This window comes from Enterobacter cloacae complex sp. S1, assembly GCF_014930525.1.
Classification (GTDB): Bacteria; Pseudomonadota; Gammaproteobacteria; order Enterobacterales; family Enterobacteriaceae; genus Enterobacter; species Enterobacter hormaechei_C.
The window spans coordinates 342674-360333 of record NZ_JADBRE010000004.1 but is presented as its reverse complement, the minus strand read 5'-3'; the positions used below and the strand labels follow the sequence as shown (position 1 = coordinate 360333).

General features: G+C 60.7%; 17 protein-coding genes. 2 read left to right on the top strand and 15 right to left on the bottom strand.

Annotated elements, in window-relative coordinates:
- Positions 1–68 precede the first annotated feature (68 nt).
- Positions 69–2060 (bottom strand): transketolase, encoded by a 1992-nt coding sequence (gene tkt, locus IM290_RS04195; RefSeq protein WP_015571818.1) that lies wholly within the window; start codon positions 2058–2060, stop codon positions 69–71.
- Between the two features lie 270 nt (positions 2061–2330).
- Between tkt and IM290_RS04190 the strand changes: the two genes are divergently transcribed.
- Positions 2331–3089: a M48 family metallopeptidase gene (locus IM290_RS04190; protein ID WP_119936175.1), complete on the top strand. Its 759-nt coding sequence runs from the start codon at positions 2331–2333 to the stop codon at positions 3087–3089.
- Positions 3090–3299: 210 nt separating this feature from the next.
- Positions 3300–4568: an OprD family outer membrane porin gene (locus IM290_RS04185; RefSeq protein WP_032669259.1), complete on the top strand. Its 1269-nt coding sequence runs from the start codon at positions 3300–3302 to the stop codon at positions 4566–4568.
- A gap of 82 nt (positions 4569–4650) precedes the next feature.
- Here IM290_RS04185 and IM290_RS04180 read toward each other — a convergent pair whose 3' ends face one another.
- From IM290_RS04180 to IM290_RS04115, 14 genes are all read right to left on the bottom strand, one after another.
- The gene (locus IM290_RS04180) at positions 4651–6291 is read right to left on the bottom strand and encodes a thiamine pyrophosphate-binding protein (RefSeq protein ID WP_193042163.1); all 1641 of its coding nucleotides are present in this window, start codon (positions 6289–6291) and stop codon (positions 4651–4653) included.
- 13 nt (positions 6292–6304) lie between these two features.
- Positions 6305–7774 (bottom strand): aldehyde dehydrogenase, encoded by a 1470-nt coding sequence (locus IM290_RS04175; protein ID WP_193042162.1) that lies wholly within the window; start codon positions 7772–7774, stop codon positions 6305–6307.
- 9 nt (positions 7775–7783) lie between these two features.
- Complete coding sequence (locus IM290_RS04170) at positions 7784–8554, bottom strand: aspartate dehydrogenase (RefSeq protein WP_023295404.1); 771 nt, start codon at positions 8552–8554, stop codon at positions 7784–7786.
- A 9-nt stretch (positions 8555–8563) separates the two neighbouring features.
- Positions 8564–9358, bottom strand: coding sequence for an SDR family oxidoreductase (locus tag IM290_RS04165; protein WP_015571822.1), 795 nt, complete (start codon positions 9356–9358; stop codon positions 8564–8566).
- Positions 9342–10112 (bottom strand): alpha/beta fold hydrolase, encoded by a 771-nt coding sequence (locus tag IM290_RS04160; RefSeq protein ID WP_045347324.1) that lies wholly within the window; start codon positions 10110–10112, stop codon positions 9342–9344. Before IM290_RS04160 ends, IM290_RS04165 begins: the two co-directional genes overlap by 17 nt.
- 9 nt (positions 10113–10121) lie before the next feature.
- Positions 10122–10652: a cupin domain-containing protein gene (locus IM290_RS04155; protein WP_193042161.1), complete on the bottom strand. Its 531-nt coding sequence runs from the start codon at positions 10650–10652 to the stop codon at positions 10122–10124.
- Between the two features lie 10 nt (positions 10653–10662).
- Positions 10663–11919 (bottom strand): MFS transporter, encoded by a 1257-nt coding sequence (locus IM290_RS04150; protein ID WP_102990567.1) that lies wholly within the window; start codon positions 11917–11919, stop codon positions 10663–10665.
- Positions 11920–11944: 25 nt separating this feature from the next.
- On the bottom strand, positions 11945–13132 hold the full coding sequence (locus IM290_RS04145) for an NAD(P)/FAD-dependent oxidoreductase (RefSeq protein ID WP_111962325.1): 1188 nt from the start codon (positions 13130–13132) through the stop codon (positions 11945–11947).
- A complete protein-coding gene (locus tag IM290_RS04140; protein ID WP_015571827.1) occupies positions 13129–14055 on the bottom strand; it encodes a VOC family protein in 927 nt (308 codons plus the stop codon). Before IM290_RS04140 ends, IM290_RS04145 begins: the two co-directional genes overlap by 4 nt.
- Positions 14056–14133: 78 nt before the next feature.
- Positions 14134–14922 (bottom strand): IclR family transcriptional regulator, encoded by a 789-nt coding sequence (locus tag IM290_RS04135; protein ID WP_045910781.1) that lies wholly within the window; start codon positions 14920–14922, stop codon positions 14134–14136.
- 12 nt (positions 14923–14934) lie between these two features.
- Positions 14935–15684, bottom strand: coding sequence for an SDR family oxidoreductase (locus tag IM290_RS04130; protein WP_193042160.1), 750 nt, complete (start codon positions 15682–15684; stop codon positions 14935–14937).
- The gene (locus tag IM290_RS04125; RefSeq protein ID WP_193042159.1) at positions 15684–16706 is read right to left on the bottom strand and encodes an aromatic ring-hydroxylating dioxygenase subunit alpha; all 1023 of its coding nucleotides are present in this window, start codon (positions 16704–16706) and stop codon (positions 15684–15686) included. Before IM290_RS04125 ends, IM290_RS04130 begins: the two co-directional genes overlap by 1 nt.
- A gap of 10 nt (positions 16707–16716) precedes the next feature.
- Positions 16717–17025 (bottom strand): recombinase-like helix-turn-helix domain-containing protein, encoded by a 309-nt coding sequence (locus IM290_RS04120; RefSeq protein ID WP_193042158.1) that lies wholly within the window; start codon positions 17023–17025, stop codon positions 16717–16719.
- Complete coding sequence (locus IM290_RS04115) at positions 17022–17345, bottom strand: non-heme iron oxygenase ferredoxin subunit (RefSeq protein WP_003860044.1); 324 nt, start codon at positions 17343–17345, stop codon at positions 17022–17024. The genes IM290_RS04120 and IM290_RS04115 overlap by 4 nt, the downstream gene beginning before the upstream one ends.
- Between the last annotated feature and the right edge of the window lie 315 nt (positions 17346–17660).

Genomic DNA, 17660 nt, shown 5'->3' with positions numbered 1-17660 from the left:
ACCAAAAAAAATACCAAAGAAATAAAAAACGGGCCGCCTGAGCGACCCGTTCTGCCTCATTGGGAGGTTTACAGCAGTTCTTTCGCCTTAGCGACAACGTTCTCAACGGTGAAGCCAAACTCTTCAAACAGCTGTTCAGCCGGCGCAGACTCACCGAACGTGGTCATACCGACGATAGCACCGTTCAGGCCCACGTATTTGTACCAGTAGTCAGCAATACCCGCCTCCACTGCCACGCGAGCGGAGACCGCTTTAGGCAGTACGGATTCGCGGTACGCGGCATCCTGCTTGTCGAACGCATCGGTAGACGGCATGGAGACCACGCGCGCTTTCACGCCTTCGGCAGTCAGTTTTTCCCATGCGGCAACGGCCAGTTCAACTTCAGAACCGGTCGCGATGAAGATCAGCTCAGGCTGGCCTGCGCAATCTTTCAGCACGTAACCACCGCGCGCGATGTTTGCCAGCTGCTCTGGGGTACGCTCCTGCTGCGCCAGGTTCTGACGGGAGAGGATCAGTGCGGTCGGGCCATCATGACGCTCAACGCCGTATTTCCACGCCACCGCAGATTCAACCTGGTCACATGGACGCCATGTGCTCATGTTCGGGGTCACGCGCAGGGAAGCCACCTGCTCTACTGGCTGGTGGGTAGGACCGTCTTCGCCCAGACCGATAGAGTCGTGGGTGTAGACCATCACCTGACGCTGTTTCATCAGCGCAGCCATACGCACGGCGTTACGTGCATATTCCACAAACATCAGGAAGGTAGAGGTGTACGGCAGGAAGCCACCGTGCAGAGCGATACCGTTGGCAATCGCGGTCATCCCGAATTCACGTACACCGTAATGGATGTAGTTACCGGCAGTATCTTCGTTGATTGGCTTAGATCCGGACCACAGGGTCAGGTTTGATGGCGCCAGGTCAGCGGAGCCACCGAGGAATTCTGGAAGCAGAGGGCCAAACGCTTCGATCGCATTCTGAGATGCTTTACGGCTGGCGATCTTGGCTGGGTTCGCCTGCAGCTTAGCAATGAATTCGTTCGCTTTCGCGTCGAAGTCAGACGGCATGTCGCCTTTCATACGACGGGTGAATTCAGCCGCTTCCTGTGGGAACGCTTTCGCATAGGCAGCAAACTTCTCGTTCCAGGCCGCTTCTTTCGCCTGGCCCACTTCTTTTGCATCCCACTGAGCGTAGATCTCAGATGGGATTTCGAATGCAGGGTGTTTCCAGCCCAGAGCTTCACGGGTCAGTGCAATTTCCGCGTCGCCCAGCGGTGCGCCGTGGGAGTCGTGAGTGCCCGCTTTGTTCGGAGAACCGAAGCCGATGATGGTTTTGCACATCAGCAGGGACGGTTTGTCGGTCACGGCGCGCGCTTCTTCTACGGCACGTTTAATCGAGTCAGCATCGTGGCCATCAACGCCGCGCACAACGTGCCAGCCGTAGGCTTCGAAACGTGCGGCGGTGTCGTCAGTAAACCAGCCTTCAACGTGACCGTCGATGGAGATGCCGTTGTCGTCGTAGAACGCAACCAGTTTGCCCAGCTTCAGGGTGCCTGCCAGGGAGCACACTTCGTGAGAAATGCCTTCCATCATGCAGCCGTCGCCCAGGAAGGCGTAGGTGAAGTGGTCAACGATGTCGTGGCCAGGACGGTTAAACTGCGCCGCCAGGGTCTTCTCTGCAATCGCCATACCTACGGCGTTAGCGATGCCCTGACCCAGCGGACCGGTAGTGGTTTCAACACCAGCGGTGTAGCCCACTTCCGGGTGACCTGGAGTTTTGGAGTGCAGCTGACGGAAGTTTTTCAGCTCTTCGATTGGCAGATCGTAGCCAGTGAGGTGCAGCAGGCTGTAGATCAGCATAGAGCCGTGGCCGTTAGACAGCACGAAACGGTCGCGGTCTGCCCATGCCGGGTTCTGCGGGTTGTGGTTAAGGAAATCACGCCACAGGACTTCGGCGATGTCAGCCATGCCCATAGGGGCGCCCGGGTGGCCGGATTTGGCTTTCTGTACTGCGTCCATGCTCAGCGCACGAATAGCATTAGCAAGCTCTTTACGTGAGGACATTTTAACTCCAGATCGGACTGTTAAAGGCCATGCCCTTGACGACAGCGCGTTTTGGGCTACGCCGGAAAAAAGTGCCAACAATGTAACCCAAGCCGCAGGGCATGTACATGGACCATTCTTTTGCAGCTTAAGAAATCTCTGGATCATGCTCGCATGTTGCGCAATCTGCTCGCCCGCCCCTGTCGATATTCCTTATACTTAGCCTCACCGGCTTCGCTGACGGTGCACTTTTCGGATTTTATTCAGATTAACGAGTACGGAAGCAACATAATGAAAATGCGTGCAATAGTGCTGGCCCTGGGTACAACGCTCCTGCTGAGCGGCTGCCAAAATATGGATTCTAACGGTCTGATGTCGTCAGGGGCCGAGGCCTTCCAGGCGTATTCCCTGAGCGATGAGCAGGTTAAAACGCTGAGCGACCAGGCCTGTAAAGATATGGATGCAAAAGCCACCCTCGCCCCGGCTAACAGTACCTATACGCAGCGTCTGAATAAGATTGCTTCCGCCCTGGGCGACAACATCAACGGCCAGCCGGTGAACTACAAAGTCTACGTGGCGAAAGACGTGAACGCCTTCGCGATGGCAAACGGCTGTATCCGCGTATACAGCGGGCTGATGGACATGATGACCGACAACGAAGTCGAAGCGGTGATCGGCCACGAAATGGGCCACGTTGCACTGGGTCACGTGAAGAAAGGGATGCAGGTTGCGCTGGGTACTAACGCCGTTCGTGCGGCGGCGGCCTCCGCGGGCGGCATCGTCGGCAGCCTGTCTCAGTCTCAGATTGGCGACATGGGCGAGAAGCTGGTCAACTCGCAGTTCTCCCAGCGCCAGGAGTCCGAGGCGGACGACTACTCCTACGATCTGTTGCGCAAACGCGGCATCAATCCATCAGGTTTAGCCACCAGCTTCGAAAAACTGGCGAAACTGGAGGAGGGCCGTCAAAGCTCCATGTTTGACGATCACCCGGCCTCGGTTGAGCGTGCGCAGCATATTCGCGACCGTATGGCGGCAGACGGAATTAAATAATTTCAGAAGGAGGCAGTTTTGCCTCCTTTTTATTTCGCATGAATTGTTAACTTAAAAGCACGTATCGATAACACCCCTGAAAGCCCCGCCAAATCTACCCTGCCACTCTGAAATGTCTGGTCACATAATTATTGCAAAGGTAACTTTTTCCGGTAATTATCTCTTCCGCAGTTATTCAAATTAATATATCCAGACAGAGACGTTCCCTCCGTGAAAAAAGAATTATCATTAATTGCTTTAAGTTTATTTGCCGCATTACCTGCCGCCGCAAGCCAGCAATCCGACAGCAAGGGTTTTATTGACGACAGCCATCTGGATCTGTTTTTACGCAATGCGTATATCAGCCGCGACTACCATCAGGGCCAGCAGGACAAAGCCGAATGGGGTCAGGGGATCATCGCCACGTTTGCATCCGGCTATACCGAAGGGCTGGTGGGCTTCGGCGTGGACGGTATCGCGCAGTATGGCGTGCGTCTGGACGGTGGCCGCGGCAAGAGCGGCGCGGGCGGCATCGACTTCTTTAAGCAGGAAGACGACGGCCGGGCAAAATCCGATCTGGCAAAGTTTGGCGCAACCGCCAAAATGCGCATCTCCAATACCGTACTGAGCTACGGGAATCAGCGCCCTGAGCTGCCCATCGTGAATGCCGACAGCTCCCGCCTGCTGTTTGAAAGCTACACCGGCACCATGCTGACCTCGAAAGAGATCGACGGTCTGGAAGTCAACGCCGGTTACTTCACCGACGAGCAGCGTAAAAGCGATGACCGCCACGACAGCGGACTGAAGAGCCTCTCCTTCGGCGGTGCGAGCTATCAGTTTAACGACCATTTCAGCGGCGCGCTGTACGCCTCTCATAACGAAGAGGTGATGAACAAGCAGTACCTGGGCATGAACTTCAAACAGCCGTTCAGTACCGGGCAGCAGCTGGTGCTCGACTTCAACGGCTATAACTCCCGTCTCGACCAGCATTACGCGGACAGCCTCAACACGGGCCGCAGCAACACCATCTGGAGCCTGGCAGCGAGCTATATCTGGGACATTCACACGTTCAAAGTGGCGTACCAGCAGAGCAGCGGCAGTACCGGCTACAACTACGGCGGCTATCGCGACAAAGGCGGCGTGGGTGACGGCGGTAACACCATCTGGCTGGCGAACTCCTACTGGTCTGATTTCAACGGCGAAGATGAACGTTCCTGGCAGGCATCCTACGGTCTGGACTTTGGCGGCCTTGGTTTACCGGGCCTGAGCTGGACCACCGCCTACGTGCGCGGCGATAACATCAAAACCTCTGAAACCAGCAATGGCAAAGAGCACGAGTGGTTTAACCAGATCCAGTACCAGGTGCAGGATGGCCCGGCGAAAGATCTGAAGCTGAAGCTGCGCTACTCCGTACTGCGCGTCTCCAGCAACGCCAGCGAGTACAACGTGGGCGGGGACGAGATCCGCGCTTACGTGGAATACCCGTTTAACGTGTTCTGATGAAAAAAGCCGGGTGGCGGCTTCGCCTTACCCGGCCTACCGTTTTCTCCCTGTGGAAGAGGGTTAGGATAAGGGGAAACAGCTAGTAAAGCGTCTTCTGCGGCGGCCCCGCAAACTTAAGGGCGCCAATCTGCCCCATCCGCACTTCCACTACCGACGGCCCCGGCATCGCCAGCGCCTCCGTCATCACCGCATCAAAATCCTCTGCCCGCTCAACGCTCCACGCCTGAAGGCCAATCGCCTGCGCCAGCAGGGTAAAGTCCGGCGTATGCAGCTCGTTATAATACTGACGCCCGCCGAAATACTTATCCTGAATACCGCGCATCACCCCGTAGCCGCCGTCGTTCATGACCAGCAGCGTCACGTTGGCTTTCTCCTGCGCCAGCGTCGCCAGCTCGCCTAAATTGAGGCTAAGGCCGCCGTCGCCCACCAGCCCCACCACCTTGCGCTGCGGGTTGGCAATCGCGGTGCCGATCGCCATCGGCAGCCCCATACCAATCGCCCCGGCGAGGGAGTGAATGTTCATCAGCGGACCGTTAGCCCTGAACAGGCGGCTACCCCACAGGCTGCCGGACACGGTGATATCGCGCACCAGCAGGCCATCTTTCGGCAGCGCTTTCTCGATGGCATCGTTGAGCTTCGCGTAGGCGCCGCACTGCTCGCGCAGCCCCTGTTCGGCTTGCTCAACCGCCTGCTGCACCTGCGTATCCCACTGTGCGTTGCCCCACTCGCGGCCCTGAATTTTGTCTGCAAGCGCGCCAAGCACCGCTGAACAATCGGCTATCAACGTGCTATCCATCAGGTAGTTACGGCTTGCTGCCGCCGGGTCGATATCGATCTGCACCCGCGGGGAAGGGAGCTCAAGCGTCCAGGAGCGGGTTTCGTTGCTGCGCAGACGTGAACCGGCGACCAGCATAAAATCACACTGCGCAATGAGCGCCTCCACCGACGGCGAGTTGTGGAACGCCCGCAGGCTGGCGCGGTGGCTGTCAGGCAGCACGCCGCGCGCATGGGTGCTGGAAATCACGGTGATGCCCGCATCCGCCAGCTTTTTCACCGCGTCAACGCTGCCCAGCGCCCCGCCCCCCAGCCACAGCAGCGGCTGTTTTGCCTGCTTCAGCTGCGCCCACAGCGCGTCGACAACGCTCGCATCAACGCTCACACCCGACACCGGTTTCACCGGGGCGGTCACCAGCGACAGCGGAATTTTCGCCCCCTGAATATCAATCGGGATTTCCACCGAGACCGGTCCGCACGGCGGGGTCTGCGCGTCCTGGATAGCTTTATGCAGAATCGCTATCGCCTGATTCGCATTGCTGATGCGGTACGCCCGTTTTGAGCTGGCCTTCAGGAAGGTCAGCTGGTCACGGGTTTCATGGATAAACCCGGTGTCGGCGTCCAGCCAGGCTTTCTCAACCTGCCCGGTTAAATGCAGCAGCGGCGTGCAGGCATTCATGGATTCCACCAGCGCGCCTACCGCATTACCCGCCCCCGCGCCGGTGCTGGTCAGCGCCACGCCGAGGCCGGAAAAGCGCCCGTGGGCATCGGCCATGGTGACGGAACCGGCTTCACCGCGCGCAGGCACAAAGCGGATATTGCCCCGCTGCCCAACCGCATCCGCGATCGGCAGGTTGTGAATAGAGATGACGCCGTAGATGGCCTCAACCTGATACTGCTCCAGCGTTCTGGCGATGGCGTCGCCGACGGTTATCATTTCGCTCATTGCTCACCCTTTCTCAGTCGCACCAGTGGTTGACGCTGTTACCCGTCGCCAGATAAATGCTCTTTTGTTGCATCCAGGCTTTCAGCCCCTGGATACCCTTCTCGCGGCCCAGACCGCTCTCTTTAAAGCCCCCGAACGGGGTCGAAATCGCAAAGACTTTGTAGGTGTTGATCCACACCGTGCCTGCCTCCAGCTGCTCGCTGAGACGCAGGGCGCGCCCGGTATCGCGCGTCCAGATCCCCGCCGCCAGGCCGTAAACCGAGTCGTTCGCCTCGCGGATAAGCGTGGCTTCATCGCCAAACGGCATCGCCACCAGCACCGGGCCGAAGATCTCTTCCTGACAGGCGCGGGCGCTGTTGCTCAGCCCTTCGATAATCGTGGGCAGGAAAAAGCTGCCGTTTGCCAGAGCGGGATCGGCGGGTATCTCACCGCCGCACAGCACGCGGCCCCCTTCACGCTTCGCCAGTTCGACGTACTCGATCACGCTCTGGCGATGTTTTTCGCCGATCAGCGGTCCGACATGCACGCCGTCGGTAAACGGGTGTCCGACGCGCAGCCCGCGAGTTAATTCCAGCAGCCCCGCCATCAGCGGGGCGTAAATGCTCTCGTGGATAAACAGCCGCGACCCGGCGATACACGCCTGCCCCGCCGAGCTGAAAATGCCATAGCAGATCCCGCGCGCGGCCTGTTCGATATCAGCATCCTCCAGCACAATGGTCGGCGATTTGCCGCCCAGCTCCAGCGAGGCCGGGATCAGTTTTTCCGCCGCCACGTGCGCCAGATGACGGCCCGTGGAGGTACCGCCGGTAAAGGAAATTTTGCGCACGCGAGGATGGCGCGCCAGCGCATCGCCAATCACCGACCCTTTGCCCGGCAACACGCTCAGCAGCCCGGCGGGCAGCCCGGCCTGTTCAAAAATCCGCGCCAGCTCCAGCGCCATCAGCGGCGTGGCTTCGGCGGGCTTGAGGATCACCGCGTTACCGGCAGCAATGGCCGGCGCGACCTTCTGCATTTCGCTGGCAATTGGCGAGTTCCACGGCGTGATGGCCGCTACCACGCCGAGCGGCTCATAGCGGCTCAGCGTCAGCAGATCCGGCTGGCGCGGCGTGGGCAGTTCCCCTTCCAGCAGCTCGCAGGCGGCGGCAAAGTAGCGCGCCGTTCCCGCCGCGCTCATCACCAGCCCGCGCGCTTCCGCCAGCGGCTTGCCGTTATCACGGCTCTGCATCTGCGCCAGCGCGTCGACGCGGGATTCAATGAGATCGGCAACCTTATGCAGGATCTTCGCGCGCATATGCGGCAGGCTGTTACGCCATGCGGGATCGCGCCAGGCGCGCTCTCCGGCGGCTACCGCCTCCTCCAGGTCATCCAGACTGGCGGCGTTCAGCGTCGCGTTGATCGACCCGTCTGCCGGGAAGTGGCTCTGCATCGGGTTGCCGCCGCCGTGTCGCCACTGGCCGCCGATAAAAATCTTCAGATCGTCCATCGTCTCTCCTCAGCTCAGGGCCAGCTCGCGGCAGGCGCGCACCGCGCTCAGTGCCGCCAGGGTGGAGGTTTTTGGATTAGAAGCCAGCGGCAGTCCGCTCAGCTCCAGATGAAACTCGCCGAACAATCCTTCCACGTGGAGCGTGTGGGTATTGCGTTTCGTTGCCGGGTCAACCATCAGCTGCACGCGGGTGTCGTCCATCCCGACGCCGCCGAGCGCCACGGTCGCCGCCACGTTGGCGTTCGCCGGGAACAGGCGCGCCGCCTCGCGGGCGCTGCCTTCAAAAAAGACCTTTGCCTCTGACACCGCATTCAGATCGATAAGCTGCTCGGCATAGCTGCCGCGCCAGCTGGCCGGGCTTTTACGCGACTGATAGGTAACGCGCTCAAGGCCGCCCTCTTTCGCCGCCGCCAGCCCGTCGATACCGGCCACCGCACCGGAAAGCAGGGTCAGTTTTCCGCCCGCAGCGAGCAGACGCTGCTCCAGCGCGCTGTCCGCCAGCGCGCCGGTGGAAATGACGGCCAGATGCCAGCCGCGACGCAGGATCTCTTCCCCGTACTGGGCCACCGCCTGCTGGCTGGCGCATTCCAGCACCAGATCCGGCGTTTGTGCGCACGCCATCGGCGACGTCAGCGCCTCAACCGCATCGCCAAACTGGTCGTGAATGGCGGCATGGTGAGACGCGCGCGCCACGATCCAGCCGATAGCCACGCCGGCGGGCAGGCGCTCAATCACCGCCTGCGCCATGGCGCCAAAACCAATCAACATTACCTTTTTCATGATGTGTCCTTACAGATGGCGGCAGAAGCCGCCGGAAACGTCCAGCGCCGCGCCGGTGGTAAACGAGGCCAGCGGCGAAGCGAGGAACAGCAGCGCCTGCGCGGGCTCCTGCGGCTTGCCGAGGCGCGCCATCGGAATGCCGCGCTTGCGCGCGATATCCGCCGTCCACTCCGGCCAGCTCTGGCTTTTGTCCGCCCGGTTTTCAAAGCGGCGCTGCCACTGGCCGGATTCCACCATGCCGAGCAGAATGGAATTGACGCGAATACCTTTGCCCACCAGCTCTTTCGACAGCGTCAGCGTCATGTTCAGCAGCGCGGCACGAGCGGCAGAGGTGGCGATCATGTGCTCCTCCGGCTGTAGCGCCAGCAGGGAGTTCACGCAGGTAACAGAGGCAATGTCGGACTGCTCCAGCAGAGGCTGAAACGCCTGCACCGGGTTAATCACCCCGAACAGTTTGAGTTCGGCTTCGTGCAGCCACGCCTCGCGCGGGGTGTCATGGAAGTGCGCCACGTAGCCCTGCCCGGCGTTGTTGATCAGCATATCCGCCGCGCCAAAACGCGCCTGCACCGCATCCGCGAAGGCCTGAACTTCGTCGGCGTTCAGCACGTCGCAGCGGTAAGCAAAAATCTCCCCGTGAGGAAATTCGTTTTGCAGCGTCGCATGGGCGCTGGCGAGCCGATCCGGGTCACGGCCGCAGAAGGCGACTTTCGCCCCTTCACCCAGCAGCAGGCGCAGCGTTTCAAAGCCAATGCCGGAAGAACCGCCGGTGACTACCGCTACGCGCCCGTCAATTTGTGCATTCATCGCGCACCTCTTCGTTAATGCGTAAAAGCTGTTGGTTGAAAAACGCGTCGTTATCGAGATAGCTGGCGTGCCCGGCCTGCGGAATGGCGATAAACGGCATGCCGTAGCGCAGCGCCAGACCCTGAACCAGTTCCGGCTGGGTGATGGCATCCTGCTCGCCGCACCAGACTTCAAACGTGCCGGAGTAGCGTTTAAGCCAGCCGTGAATGTCGTCATGTGCCAGCATCCACGCGGCAGCGAGATAGCCTTCCGGGCGCAGCGCCCGCATGCCCGACGCGACGGTGGCGATATCTTCCGCGCGCGCGCCGGGGCGCAGCAGCTTCGCGGCGCGGGTCTGGGCGAGGATGTCGCCCCCCAGCGCCATCTGCTGCTCGCGGTTGCGCCAGACCTGCTCCCGCTGCTCCGGCGCGGCATTGCCGTACCCCTGCGCGGCGTCGGCCAGCACCAGATGAATGACGCGATCCGGGAACTTTGCCGCAAAGGCGCTGGCCACCAGCGCCCCCAGGGAATGGCCGACCAGCACTGCCTGCCAGACACCGGCGCGATCCAGCATGGCCGCCAGCGCGTCGGCGTAATCCCCCGCGTTTGCCCGCGCTACGGCCAGCATAGGGCTTTCGCCGTAACCGGGCATGTCCCACGCCAGCACGCGAAAATCGTTCAGCGCCATCTGCTTGTGCCAGGAGGCGGCGCCGGAGCTGATCCCGTGCAGCAGCATCAGCGGAATGCCGCTTCCCTGTTCACGAAAACCCGTCATCATGCCCCCTTAGCTCCGCTTCACTTTCGAAAGCGGATGGTCGGACGGATAGGTCGGGATTTCCGGCTTGTTGGTCCCCAGCATGACGCACATCAGCGCTTCTTCTTCGCCGTGGTTAAACAGCCCGCGATAGATGCCCGGCGGAACGGAGATCAGGTCACGCTCACGCAGCACAGTTTCGGTGTAGTTGTCGCCGTCCTGGATCATCAGCGTGATCTGCCCCTTGAGCATGAAGAACACCTCTTCCACGTCGTCGTGCAGGTGCAGCGGTCCTTCGCACTTCGACGGCAGCACCATGGTGGAGAAGGTAAAATGGTCCGCCTGCACGGTGTTGGTGTCGTTCGCGACGCCCGTTGCGCCGGTGCCGATGTAGCGCATCTGCGCCCGGCGGTATTTCGGGTCAAAATCGGCCTGGAACTTCAGCGCGTTCCAGTCGTATTTACGCCCTTCGAAGCGCGCGATGCGCGACTCGACCCACTCTTCCATCGTCAGATGGTCAGGTTTGATGCCCGTTTTGTTGGTTACGGTTGAATCAGTCATGACACTCTCCTCAGTAACGTCTCAGCAGCGGCAGTAACAGGACGCAGCCCACCGCCGCCATCACCGCCAGAAAAATCAGCCCGGAATCCATGCTGTGGGTGAAGGCGATAAGCGCGCCCATCACCGCCGGCGACAGCGCGCCCGCAAAGTTTCCAAGCCCGTTGAAGATACCGCCCGCCGTGGCGCTCACCCGGGGATGGGTGGCCTTCGCCAGCAGGGCGAAAATGTTGGGTGCGCCGGTGCCCCACATAAAGGTGCTAAAGCTCATCGCCGCGATGATGGTCAGCGGGGTGTCGAGATGCATCACCGCCGTCAGCCCAACGGCCGCCCCCGCCATGGAGATAAAGCAGGCCGCCGCGCGCTTATCGACCCTGTCCGAGAGCCACGCGCCAATGACCTCGCCCGCCAGCATGGCGATGAACGGCATCGACGACAGCCAGCCTGCATGCTCCAGATGAATGCCTTTGCCTTTGATCAGGTAGCCCGGCAGCCAGCCGTTGATGCCCCACAGGTAGGTCAGGAAAGCGATATTAAAGATGCAGATGATCCAGAAGTGCGGGCTGACGAACAGCTCACGCCGCGCCGCGCGCCGCTCGTCCCGGGACGCCTGCGAGGTGCCGGGTTTTGCCTCCAGGCGGATCCCGCGCAGACCAATGCGCACAAAGATAAGCACCGGCACGGTAAGCATGGCCATCACAAAGAAAGTGCTCTGCCAGCCAAAGGTGTTCAGCAGCCAGAGGGAGAGCGGGAAACCAATCGCCGCGCCAACCGGGGTACCCAGCAGCCACAGCATGGTGGCTCGCGCCTGTAAATGCTGTGGGAAGTTGTGACGTACGATGGCAAAGGCCAGCGGGAACAGCGGTCCTTCCGCCACGCCCAGCAGAATACGCAGGACGATCATCAGCGTGTAGTTATGGGTAAAGCCCATCGCCACCATCAGCACGCACCACACCGCCATCATCCCGGTGAGCAGTCGCAGCGGCGCGATTTTGTCGCCTAAACCGCTCAAAAACACCGATGAGAAGCCGTAGCTCAGCAGGAAGGCGCTCATCAAAATGCCGAGGCGCGTGGTGTCGAAATCAATGCCCATCGCCTGCTGGAAATGGGTATCAGAAAAGAGCGCCGCGATGCTGATTTTGTCGAAAAACGCCAGCAGCACGCAGGCCAGCAGCGACAGCGGGATGGCCCAGCGCACCGCTTTTTCAGGCGTGCGGGTTCCCTCACCGCTTGCCTCAACGGGCGCGGTGTTGGTCTCTAATGTGGTCATCTCTCCCCCTACGGGTGCGGTTTAGCTATCGCAGTGACATCAGTGAAAAGGTCGGGTCGGCGAGCGGGACGTCGGACAGATCCCGCCCCGCCGCCATCCAGCGCTTCGCCAGCTTGACGGTACGCGCATCGTCGAACGCCACCAGCTGCGTCAGCCGCCCGTTGTCGTCCAGCGAGAAGTACAGCGCCTCTTCACGCACGACCGTTCTGCTGCCTGGCTGCGGAATACCGAGGATCTGAATATTGTGCTGGTATTGATCCGACCACAGCCACGGCGCGTCGTCGTAGCCTGGCGCATCGGGGTTGAGCATCGCTTTCGCCGTCGCCGCAGCCTGATTCTGGGCGAAGGCCCAGGACTGGATGCACAGCCCGTAGTGATGGTGCTGGGCGACATCTCCTGCGGCAAAGATGAACGGATCCGACGTGCGTCCCTGGGCATCCACCACGATCCCGCGCCCGGTTTTCAGCCCCGCATCGCGCGCCAGCTCCAGATTGAGATCGACGCCGATCCCGACCACCACCGCATCAAAGGTTTCACGCTGGCCGTCGCAGTGGATGACCGGCAGGCCGCCGTCGTCCTCCAGCTCCAGCGCGCCGCAGCCGGTACGGATCTCCACCCCCTGCTCGCGGTGGATGGCCTCCAGGCGCTGCGACACCTCGCCGCTCACCGAGCGCATGCAGAGCGCGGGCTGCTGCTCGAACAGGGTGACCGCCACGCCGCTTTTCCGCGCCGAGGCAGCAATCTCCAGTCCGATCCAGCCGCCGCCGACGATCGCCAGTTTTTTACTTTCCGCCAGACGACTTTTCAGGCGCTGCGCGTCCTGCCAGTGGCGCAGGGTATAGACCTGCGGATGGCTGGCCCACGCCTGCGAAGGCAGGCGCGCCCGACCGCCGGTAGCGATTAAAAGGATGTTGTAACTAAGCCGCTCGCCGTTGCTAAGAACGACTTTTTTCTCATCGCGATCGACAGATTCAGCGCGCAGTGGCCGGTACCAGGCCAGGTTCAGCGCCTGCTGCACCTCGTCGCTAAACAGCCTTGGGAGCGCCGCGTCCGGCTCCAGCAAAGACGCTTTCGACAGCGGCGGGCGCTCGTAGAAATCCCACTCTTCTTCCGCTACCACGCAAATCTCGCCGTCGAAACCCTCATCGCGCAGGGTTTTCGCCGCCCAGCCGCCCGCCTGGCCGCCGCCGATAATGACAATGCGCGACGTCATACCGCCTCCGGCTTTTTCTGCTGACGGCGCGTGTCGTGGTCAATCCCGCCTTCCACCGCCCACTCGGTAAAGGAGACCAGCGAATGCTCCAGCTCACGCGGCTGCCAGTTTTCCGTCAGATAATCATCGTTGGTGTAATACTCAAACGCCCCGCCGGTCGGGCTGTTGACGTACCAGAAGTACGCCGACGACACCGGATGACGGCCCGGCCCGATAAAGGTGCTCCAGTCATGTTTATTCATCGCGATACCGCCGCCGATCACCTCGTGGATGTCGCGCACGGTGAAGGCCACGTGGTTGAGGCCGCGCTTGCGGTTCGGCAGTTGCAGCAGGAACAGGTTGTGATGGCCGCCGCGCACGCCGCAGCGCAGGAATACGGCGCGGTTGATATAGCGGTCCGAGACCTGGAAGCCGAGCACCTCGCGGTAGAATTTCTCCACTGCCGCCAGCTCTTCCACGAAGAACACCACATGCCCCACGTTGATCGGCTGGGCGCGATCGTAAACCGGGCTGGGGGTGTCGATACGGCGGGCATCGCCCCACTGGTTAATCGGCTCGACGTTCAGCTCCACGTCAGTTTGCTGGGTCACCTGCACGCGCAGCGTCATGCCGTTCGGGTCCAGGCACTCCAGCGCGTCGCCCACTTCACGAAAACCTGGCTGTTGCGCCAGCTTCGGGCGCAGCGCGTCCAGATCAGACTGGCTGGCAACCGCCCAGGTCATGCGGCGCAGGGTGTTGCCCGCTTCAAACGCGGGCGGCAGGTCGGGGCTGTCGATCGGGTTAAGCTCCACGCGCGCGCCGCTCAGGGTGGTGAAACGCTGGCCGCTGGCATCGCCCGTCAGGCCAAAATCACGCATAAATTTGGCGCAGTGCGTCAGGTCTTCCACACCAAATTCCAGCTTTTCAATTCCGGTTACACTCATCGTTCGTTGCCTCATCTGGCCCAGATTGGGCGTAAAACATGCCCGACGCAGTCAAGCGCCTGACGTTAACTCACTGATTTAACTGGCCTGTGACAAATACCCTAAGAAGCCAGAAATTTTATCCGCCGCGAGGCGAACCTCGTTTTGCAGGCGCTCGCGGTCGCTCTGCGGGATCTCCTCCGACGGCACCAGAATGCTGACCACCGCCGCCACGCGGCCGCTTCGGTCATACACCGGGTAGACGATGGAGGAGATGCCGTGGCGGAAGAAGGATTCGCCGATGACATACCCGCGGGCTTTGTCCTGCTGCACCATCTGCCACAGGGCTTCGCGGTCGTGAAGCTGCCCCGGCGTGTTGCCCGGCAGACGCTCATGCGGGAACAGCTGTTCGAAATCAGCGCGGGAAATATCGGTCAACAGCATGCGGCCCAGCGAGGTGCAGTGCACCGGCAGGCGGGTACCAATGCTGACCTGGTTGATGCGCGACCCGGCGGCGCTGACGCGGGCGATGTAGATAATGTCGCGCCCGTCGCGGATCGCCAGGTGGCTGCTGCACTGGCTCACGTCGCGCAGCTGCTCGATGACCGGCTGGCCAACCTGGGCCACGTCAAGCGAGGCGATGTACTCAAAGCCCAGGCGCAGCACGTTCATGCCCAGCGAGAAGGTATTGGTGCGCGCGTTGCGCTCCAGAAAGCCCATGAACTCCAGCGTCTGTACCACGCGGTAGGCGGTGGCCTTCGGCATATCCACCAGCCGGTGCAGCTCGGCAAAGGTCAGTTCGCGATGCTGCTCGCCAAAGGCCAACAGCAGCTGTAAACCGCGCTCCAGCCCCGGCACCAGATACTTCACTTCCCGATCGTTTGCCATCATCGCCCTACCTCAATTAAAGACAAAACCGCCGTTGACCGGGATCAGCTGTCCGGTGATGAACCGCGACAGATCGCTTAACAGCCAGACCACGCTGCCGGTGACGTCTTCCGGCTGCTGCGCCCCCGCGAGCGCGCGGCCGTTTTCGTAGAGCTGATGCCGCTCGGCCGGCACATATTCGGTTGCCTCGACGCGGGTCAGGCCCGGCGCGATGGCGTTGATTCGTATGCGCTTTTCACCCAGCTCGCGCGCCATTGAACGCGTCATGGCAATGACGGCCCCCTTGCTGGCGACGTAGGCCATCAGGCGCGGCGCGCCCCACAGCGCGGTGTCGGACGCGACGTTCACAATGCCTGCCCCTTCGCGCAGCAGCGGCACGGCGGCGCGCGTCACCAGCCAGGTGCCTTTGACATTGACGCTCATCACCCGATCCCAGAGATCCGGATCGTAATCGAGCATGTTTTTGCCGCCCACACCCGTCGCCATCGCCGCGTTGTTCACCAGGCCGTCAATCTGCCCTTGCTCGCCAATGGCGCTGAACACCTGGTCGATAGAGTGCTGATCGGCCAGATCGATAACGTGCGATTCGATCGCATAGCCCTGCTCGAGTAGCCGGTGGGCGCTCTCGGCCAGCTCGCCTTTGAGGATGTCGCACATCACCACCGCCGCGCCCTGCTCCGCGCAGGCTTTGGCAAAGTGGTAACCCAGCCCGCGCGCGGCGCCGGTCACCACGATGCGCTTTCCGCTCAGCAGCCCGTTCATCAGGCGGCTCCCTGCTGTGCTTCACGCATCGCCAGCTGCTCTTTGGCGGCCTTTTGCATCATGCGGCGCAGGCGCGAGAGGCCAACGTCGTGCTGATACAGGTACTCATGATCGCGCGCGTTTGGCGCCAGGCTCTCCAGCACCACGCGGTCCTGCTCCAGCACTTCCCAGTGCAGTTTTTCCAGCCGGTTGCGGTACATGAAGCGCCACATATCGCGCTGCCAGCCCTGTACGCGGCGGATGCGCCAGAAGAAGACGCGGCAGTTGTCGTTATCTTCCGGCACCACCATGCCGACGATAAAGAAGTGGCCGCCCGGTCCGAAGCGCTTCTTGTACGGAATGGAGAGGCGCATCCAGCAGGTGCCGCTGTTGCCGAGCTCAACCCAGTCGAAGTTGACGCCGCTCTGCCCTTTCTTCTCGAAAATAAAACCGGTTTTGGTCGGCTGGAGCACCATGTCGGCCTTGCGATCCCCTTCCGCCATCGAGTGCGACGAGGAGTGCAGATAGGTGCCGTGCATCGGGTCCATCACGTTTTCCAGCGCGTACTGGTAATTGCATTTCCACGCGGCGGTGCAGAGGAAGTTGCTGAAGTTTTCCGTGTCGGCGAGTTCATCCGGGAAGGTCAGTTCGTCCGGCTGCTGGTCCGCGGTGACGCCAAACCACAGGAAGATAGCGCCGTGCGCCTCCTGCACGTTATAGCTGCGCACGCACTGCTGGCCGACCAGCGGACATTTATCCACGGCGGGCATGTCTTTCACTTCGCCGTTGCCCGCCACCTCAACGCCGTGATACCAGCAGGCAATGCGGTCCCCGAGGTTCCAGCCCATCGACAGGCGCGCACCGCGATGCGGACAGCGGTCCTCCAGCGCCTGAACCTGGCCATCTTTATTGCGCCAGACCACAATCTGCTCGCCCAGGCGGGTGATGCCCACCGGCGCAGACTGCACTTCCCAGCTCGCCAGCACCGGATACCAGAGGCCACGCAGGCCTCTATCGAGATAGTTTTGTACGGTCGTCGTCATCGCGTTGTCCTCAGTAGCCGTTAACCTGTAAGAATGCCTGGAAGCTGGCGTTGCTCCACGGCTCGCCCTGCTGGTCGTGCATACGCACTGCGTTCAGCCCGCTTACCAGCTCCGGCAAGGTTTCAACGCCCTGTTCGAAGAGATCTTCCAGCGTGGCAATCAGGTTCACCTCCCAGCTTTCCGGCTCGCGGCTGCGGGTTTGCCAGATCAGATTCTGGTAATCACCCGGCTTATGAATGGCGCCATTACCGCCCTCTGCCGGTGGGGTAAACTGGCGGCTTTCCGGCAGCGCCGGGTTGTAGTTCAGGGTGTCGCTCATGCCACGGTCTCCTCGACGAAGGTAATCTGAATCTGGTTTTCAAAGACCCGAACCGGGTAACGATTGAGGTTGCGTCCTCCGGGGCCGTGCAGACACTGGCCGGTTTTGACGTCGAACACCGCCTCGTGCAGCGGGCATTCCACCTTGCCGTCTTCCACGAAGCCCTGACTCAGCAGGGCATAGGCGTGCGGGCATACGTCCTCCAGCGCGTAATACTCACCGTCGATCAGGTAAACGCCGATCTCTTTACCGTCGACGTTGCCGCTAAAAGGGAAATCTTCCTGTACTTGCTCTGCGTCACATACGCCTATCCAGCTCATCACGATCCTCCAGGCTTTTGTTTCATATATGAAACTCTGTTTCTTATTTAATACGGTCAATATAAAAGCGATGAATGTTTCGTCAAGCGACAATGTGACGAATTTGTTAATAGATCGGCAATTAATTAACTAAGTGTGCAAGGGATCACGAAAAAATGCAGCGATATGAAATTTTCATTATTGCAGCGTGAGAAATACGTTTTTTTGATGGTCTCTTATTTTCAATAAAACAGATTGACTTCTTTTCTTTTTACTCTCTAAAAATAAATGAACGTTACCTCTATCGCGTTTCACCTGTGAAACTTATTTTTTATT

Excerpts from the sequence above, each read along its gene's own strand:
- tkt (WP_015571818.1), bottom strand. The coding sequence starts at position 2,060 with ATGTCCTCACGTAAAGAGCTTGCTAATGCTATTCGTGCGCTGAGCATG.
- IM290_RS04190 (WP_119936175.1), top strand. The coding sequence starts at position 2,331 with ATGAAAATGCGTGCAATAGTGCTGGCCCTGGGTACAACGCTCCTGCTG.
- IM290_RS04180 (WP_193042163.1), bottom strand. The coding sequence starts at position 6,291 with ATGAGCGAAATGATAACCGTCGGCGACGCCATCGCCAGAACGCTGGAG.
- IM290_RS04175 (WP_193042162.1), bottom strand. The coding sequence starts at position 7,774 with ATGGACGATCTGAAGATTTTTATCGGCGGCCAGTGGCGACACGGCGGC.
- IM290_RS04170 (WP_023295404.1), bottom strand. The coding sequence starts at position 8,554 with ATGAAAAAGGTAATGTTGATTGGTTTTGGCGCCATGGCGCAGGCGGTG.
- IM290_RS04165 (WP_015571822.1), bottom strand. The coding sequence starts at position 9,358 with ATGAATGCACAAATTGACGGGCGCGTAGCGGTAGTCACCGGCGGTTCT.
- IM290_RS04160 (WP_045347324.1), bottom strand. The coding sequence starts at position 10,112 with ATGACGGGTTTTCGTGAACAGGGAAGCGGCATTCCGCTGATGCTGCTG.
- IM290_RS04155 (WP_193042161.1), bottom strand. The coding sequence starts at position 10,652 with ATGACTGATTCAACCGTAACCAACAAAACGGGCATCAAACCTGACCAT.
- IM290_RS04150 (WP_102990567.1), bottom strand. The coding sequence starts at position 11,919 with ATGACCACATTAGAGACCAACACCGCGCCCGTTGAGGCAAGCGGTGAG.
- IM290_RS04145 (WP_111962325.1), bottom strand. The coding sequence starts at position 13,132 with ATGACGTCGCGCATTGTCATTATCGGCGGCGGCCAGGCGGGCGGCTGG.
- IM290_RS04140 (WP_015571827.1), bottom strand. The coding sequence starts at position 14,055 with ATGAGTGTAACCGGAATTGAAAAGCTGGAATTTGGTGTGGAAGACCTG.
- IM290_RS04135 (WP_045910781.1), bottom strand. The coding sequence starts at position 14,922 with ATGGCAAACGATCGGGAAGTGAAGTATCTGGTGCCGGGGCTGGAGCGC.
- IM290_RS04130 (WP_193042160.1), bottom strand. The coding sequence starts at position 15,684 with ATGAACGGGCTGCTGAGCGGAAAGCGCATCGTGGTGACCGGCGCCGCG.
- IM290_RS04125 (WP_193042159.1), bottom strand. The coding sequence starts at position 16,706 with ATGACGACGACCGTACAAAACTATCTCGATAGAGGCCTGCGTGGCCTC.
- IM290_RS04120 (WP_193042158.1), bottom strand. The coding sequence starts at position 17,025 with ATGAGCGACACCCTGAACTACAACCCGGCGCTGCCGGAAAGCCGCCAG.
- IM290_RS04115 (WP_003860044.1), bottom strand. The coding sequence starts at position 17,345 with ATGAGCTGGATAGGCGTATGTGACGCAGAGCAAGTACAGGAAGATTTC.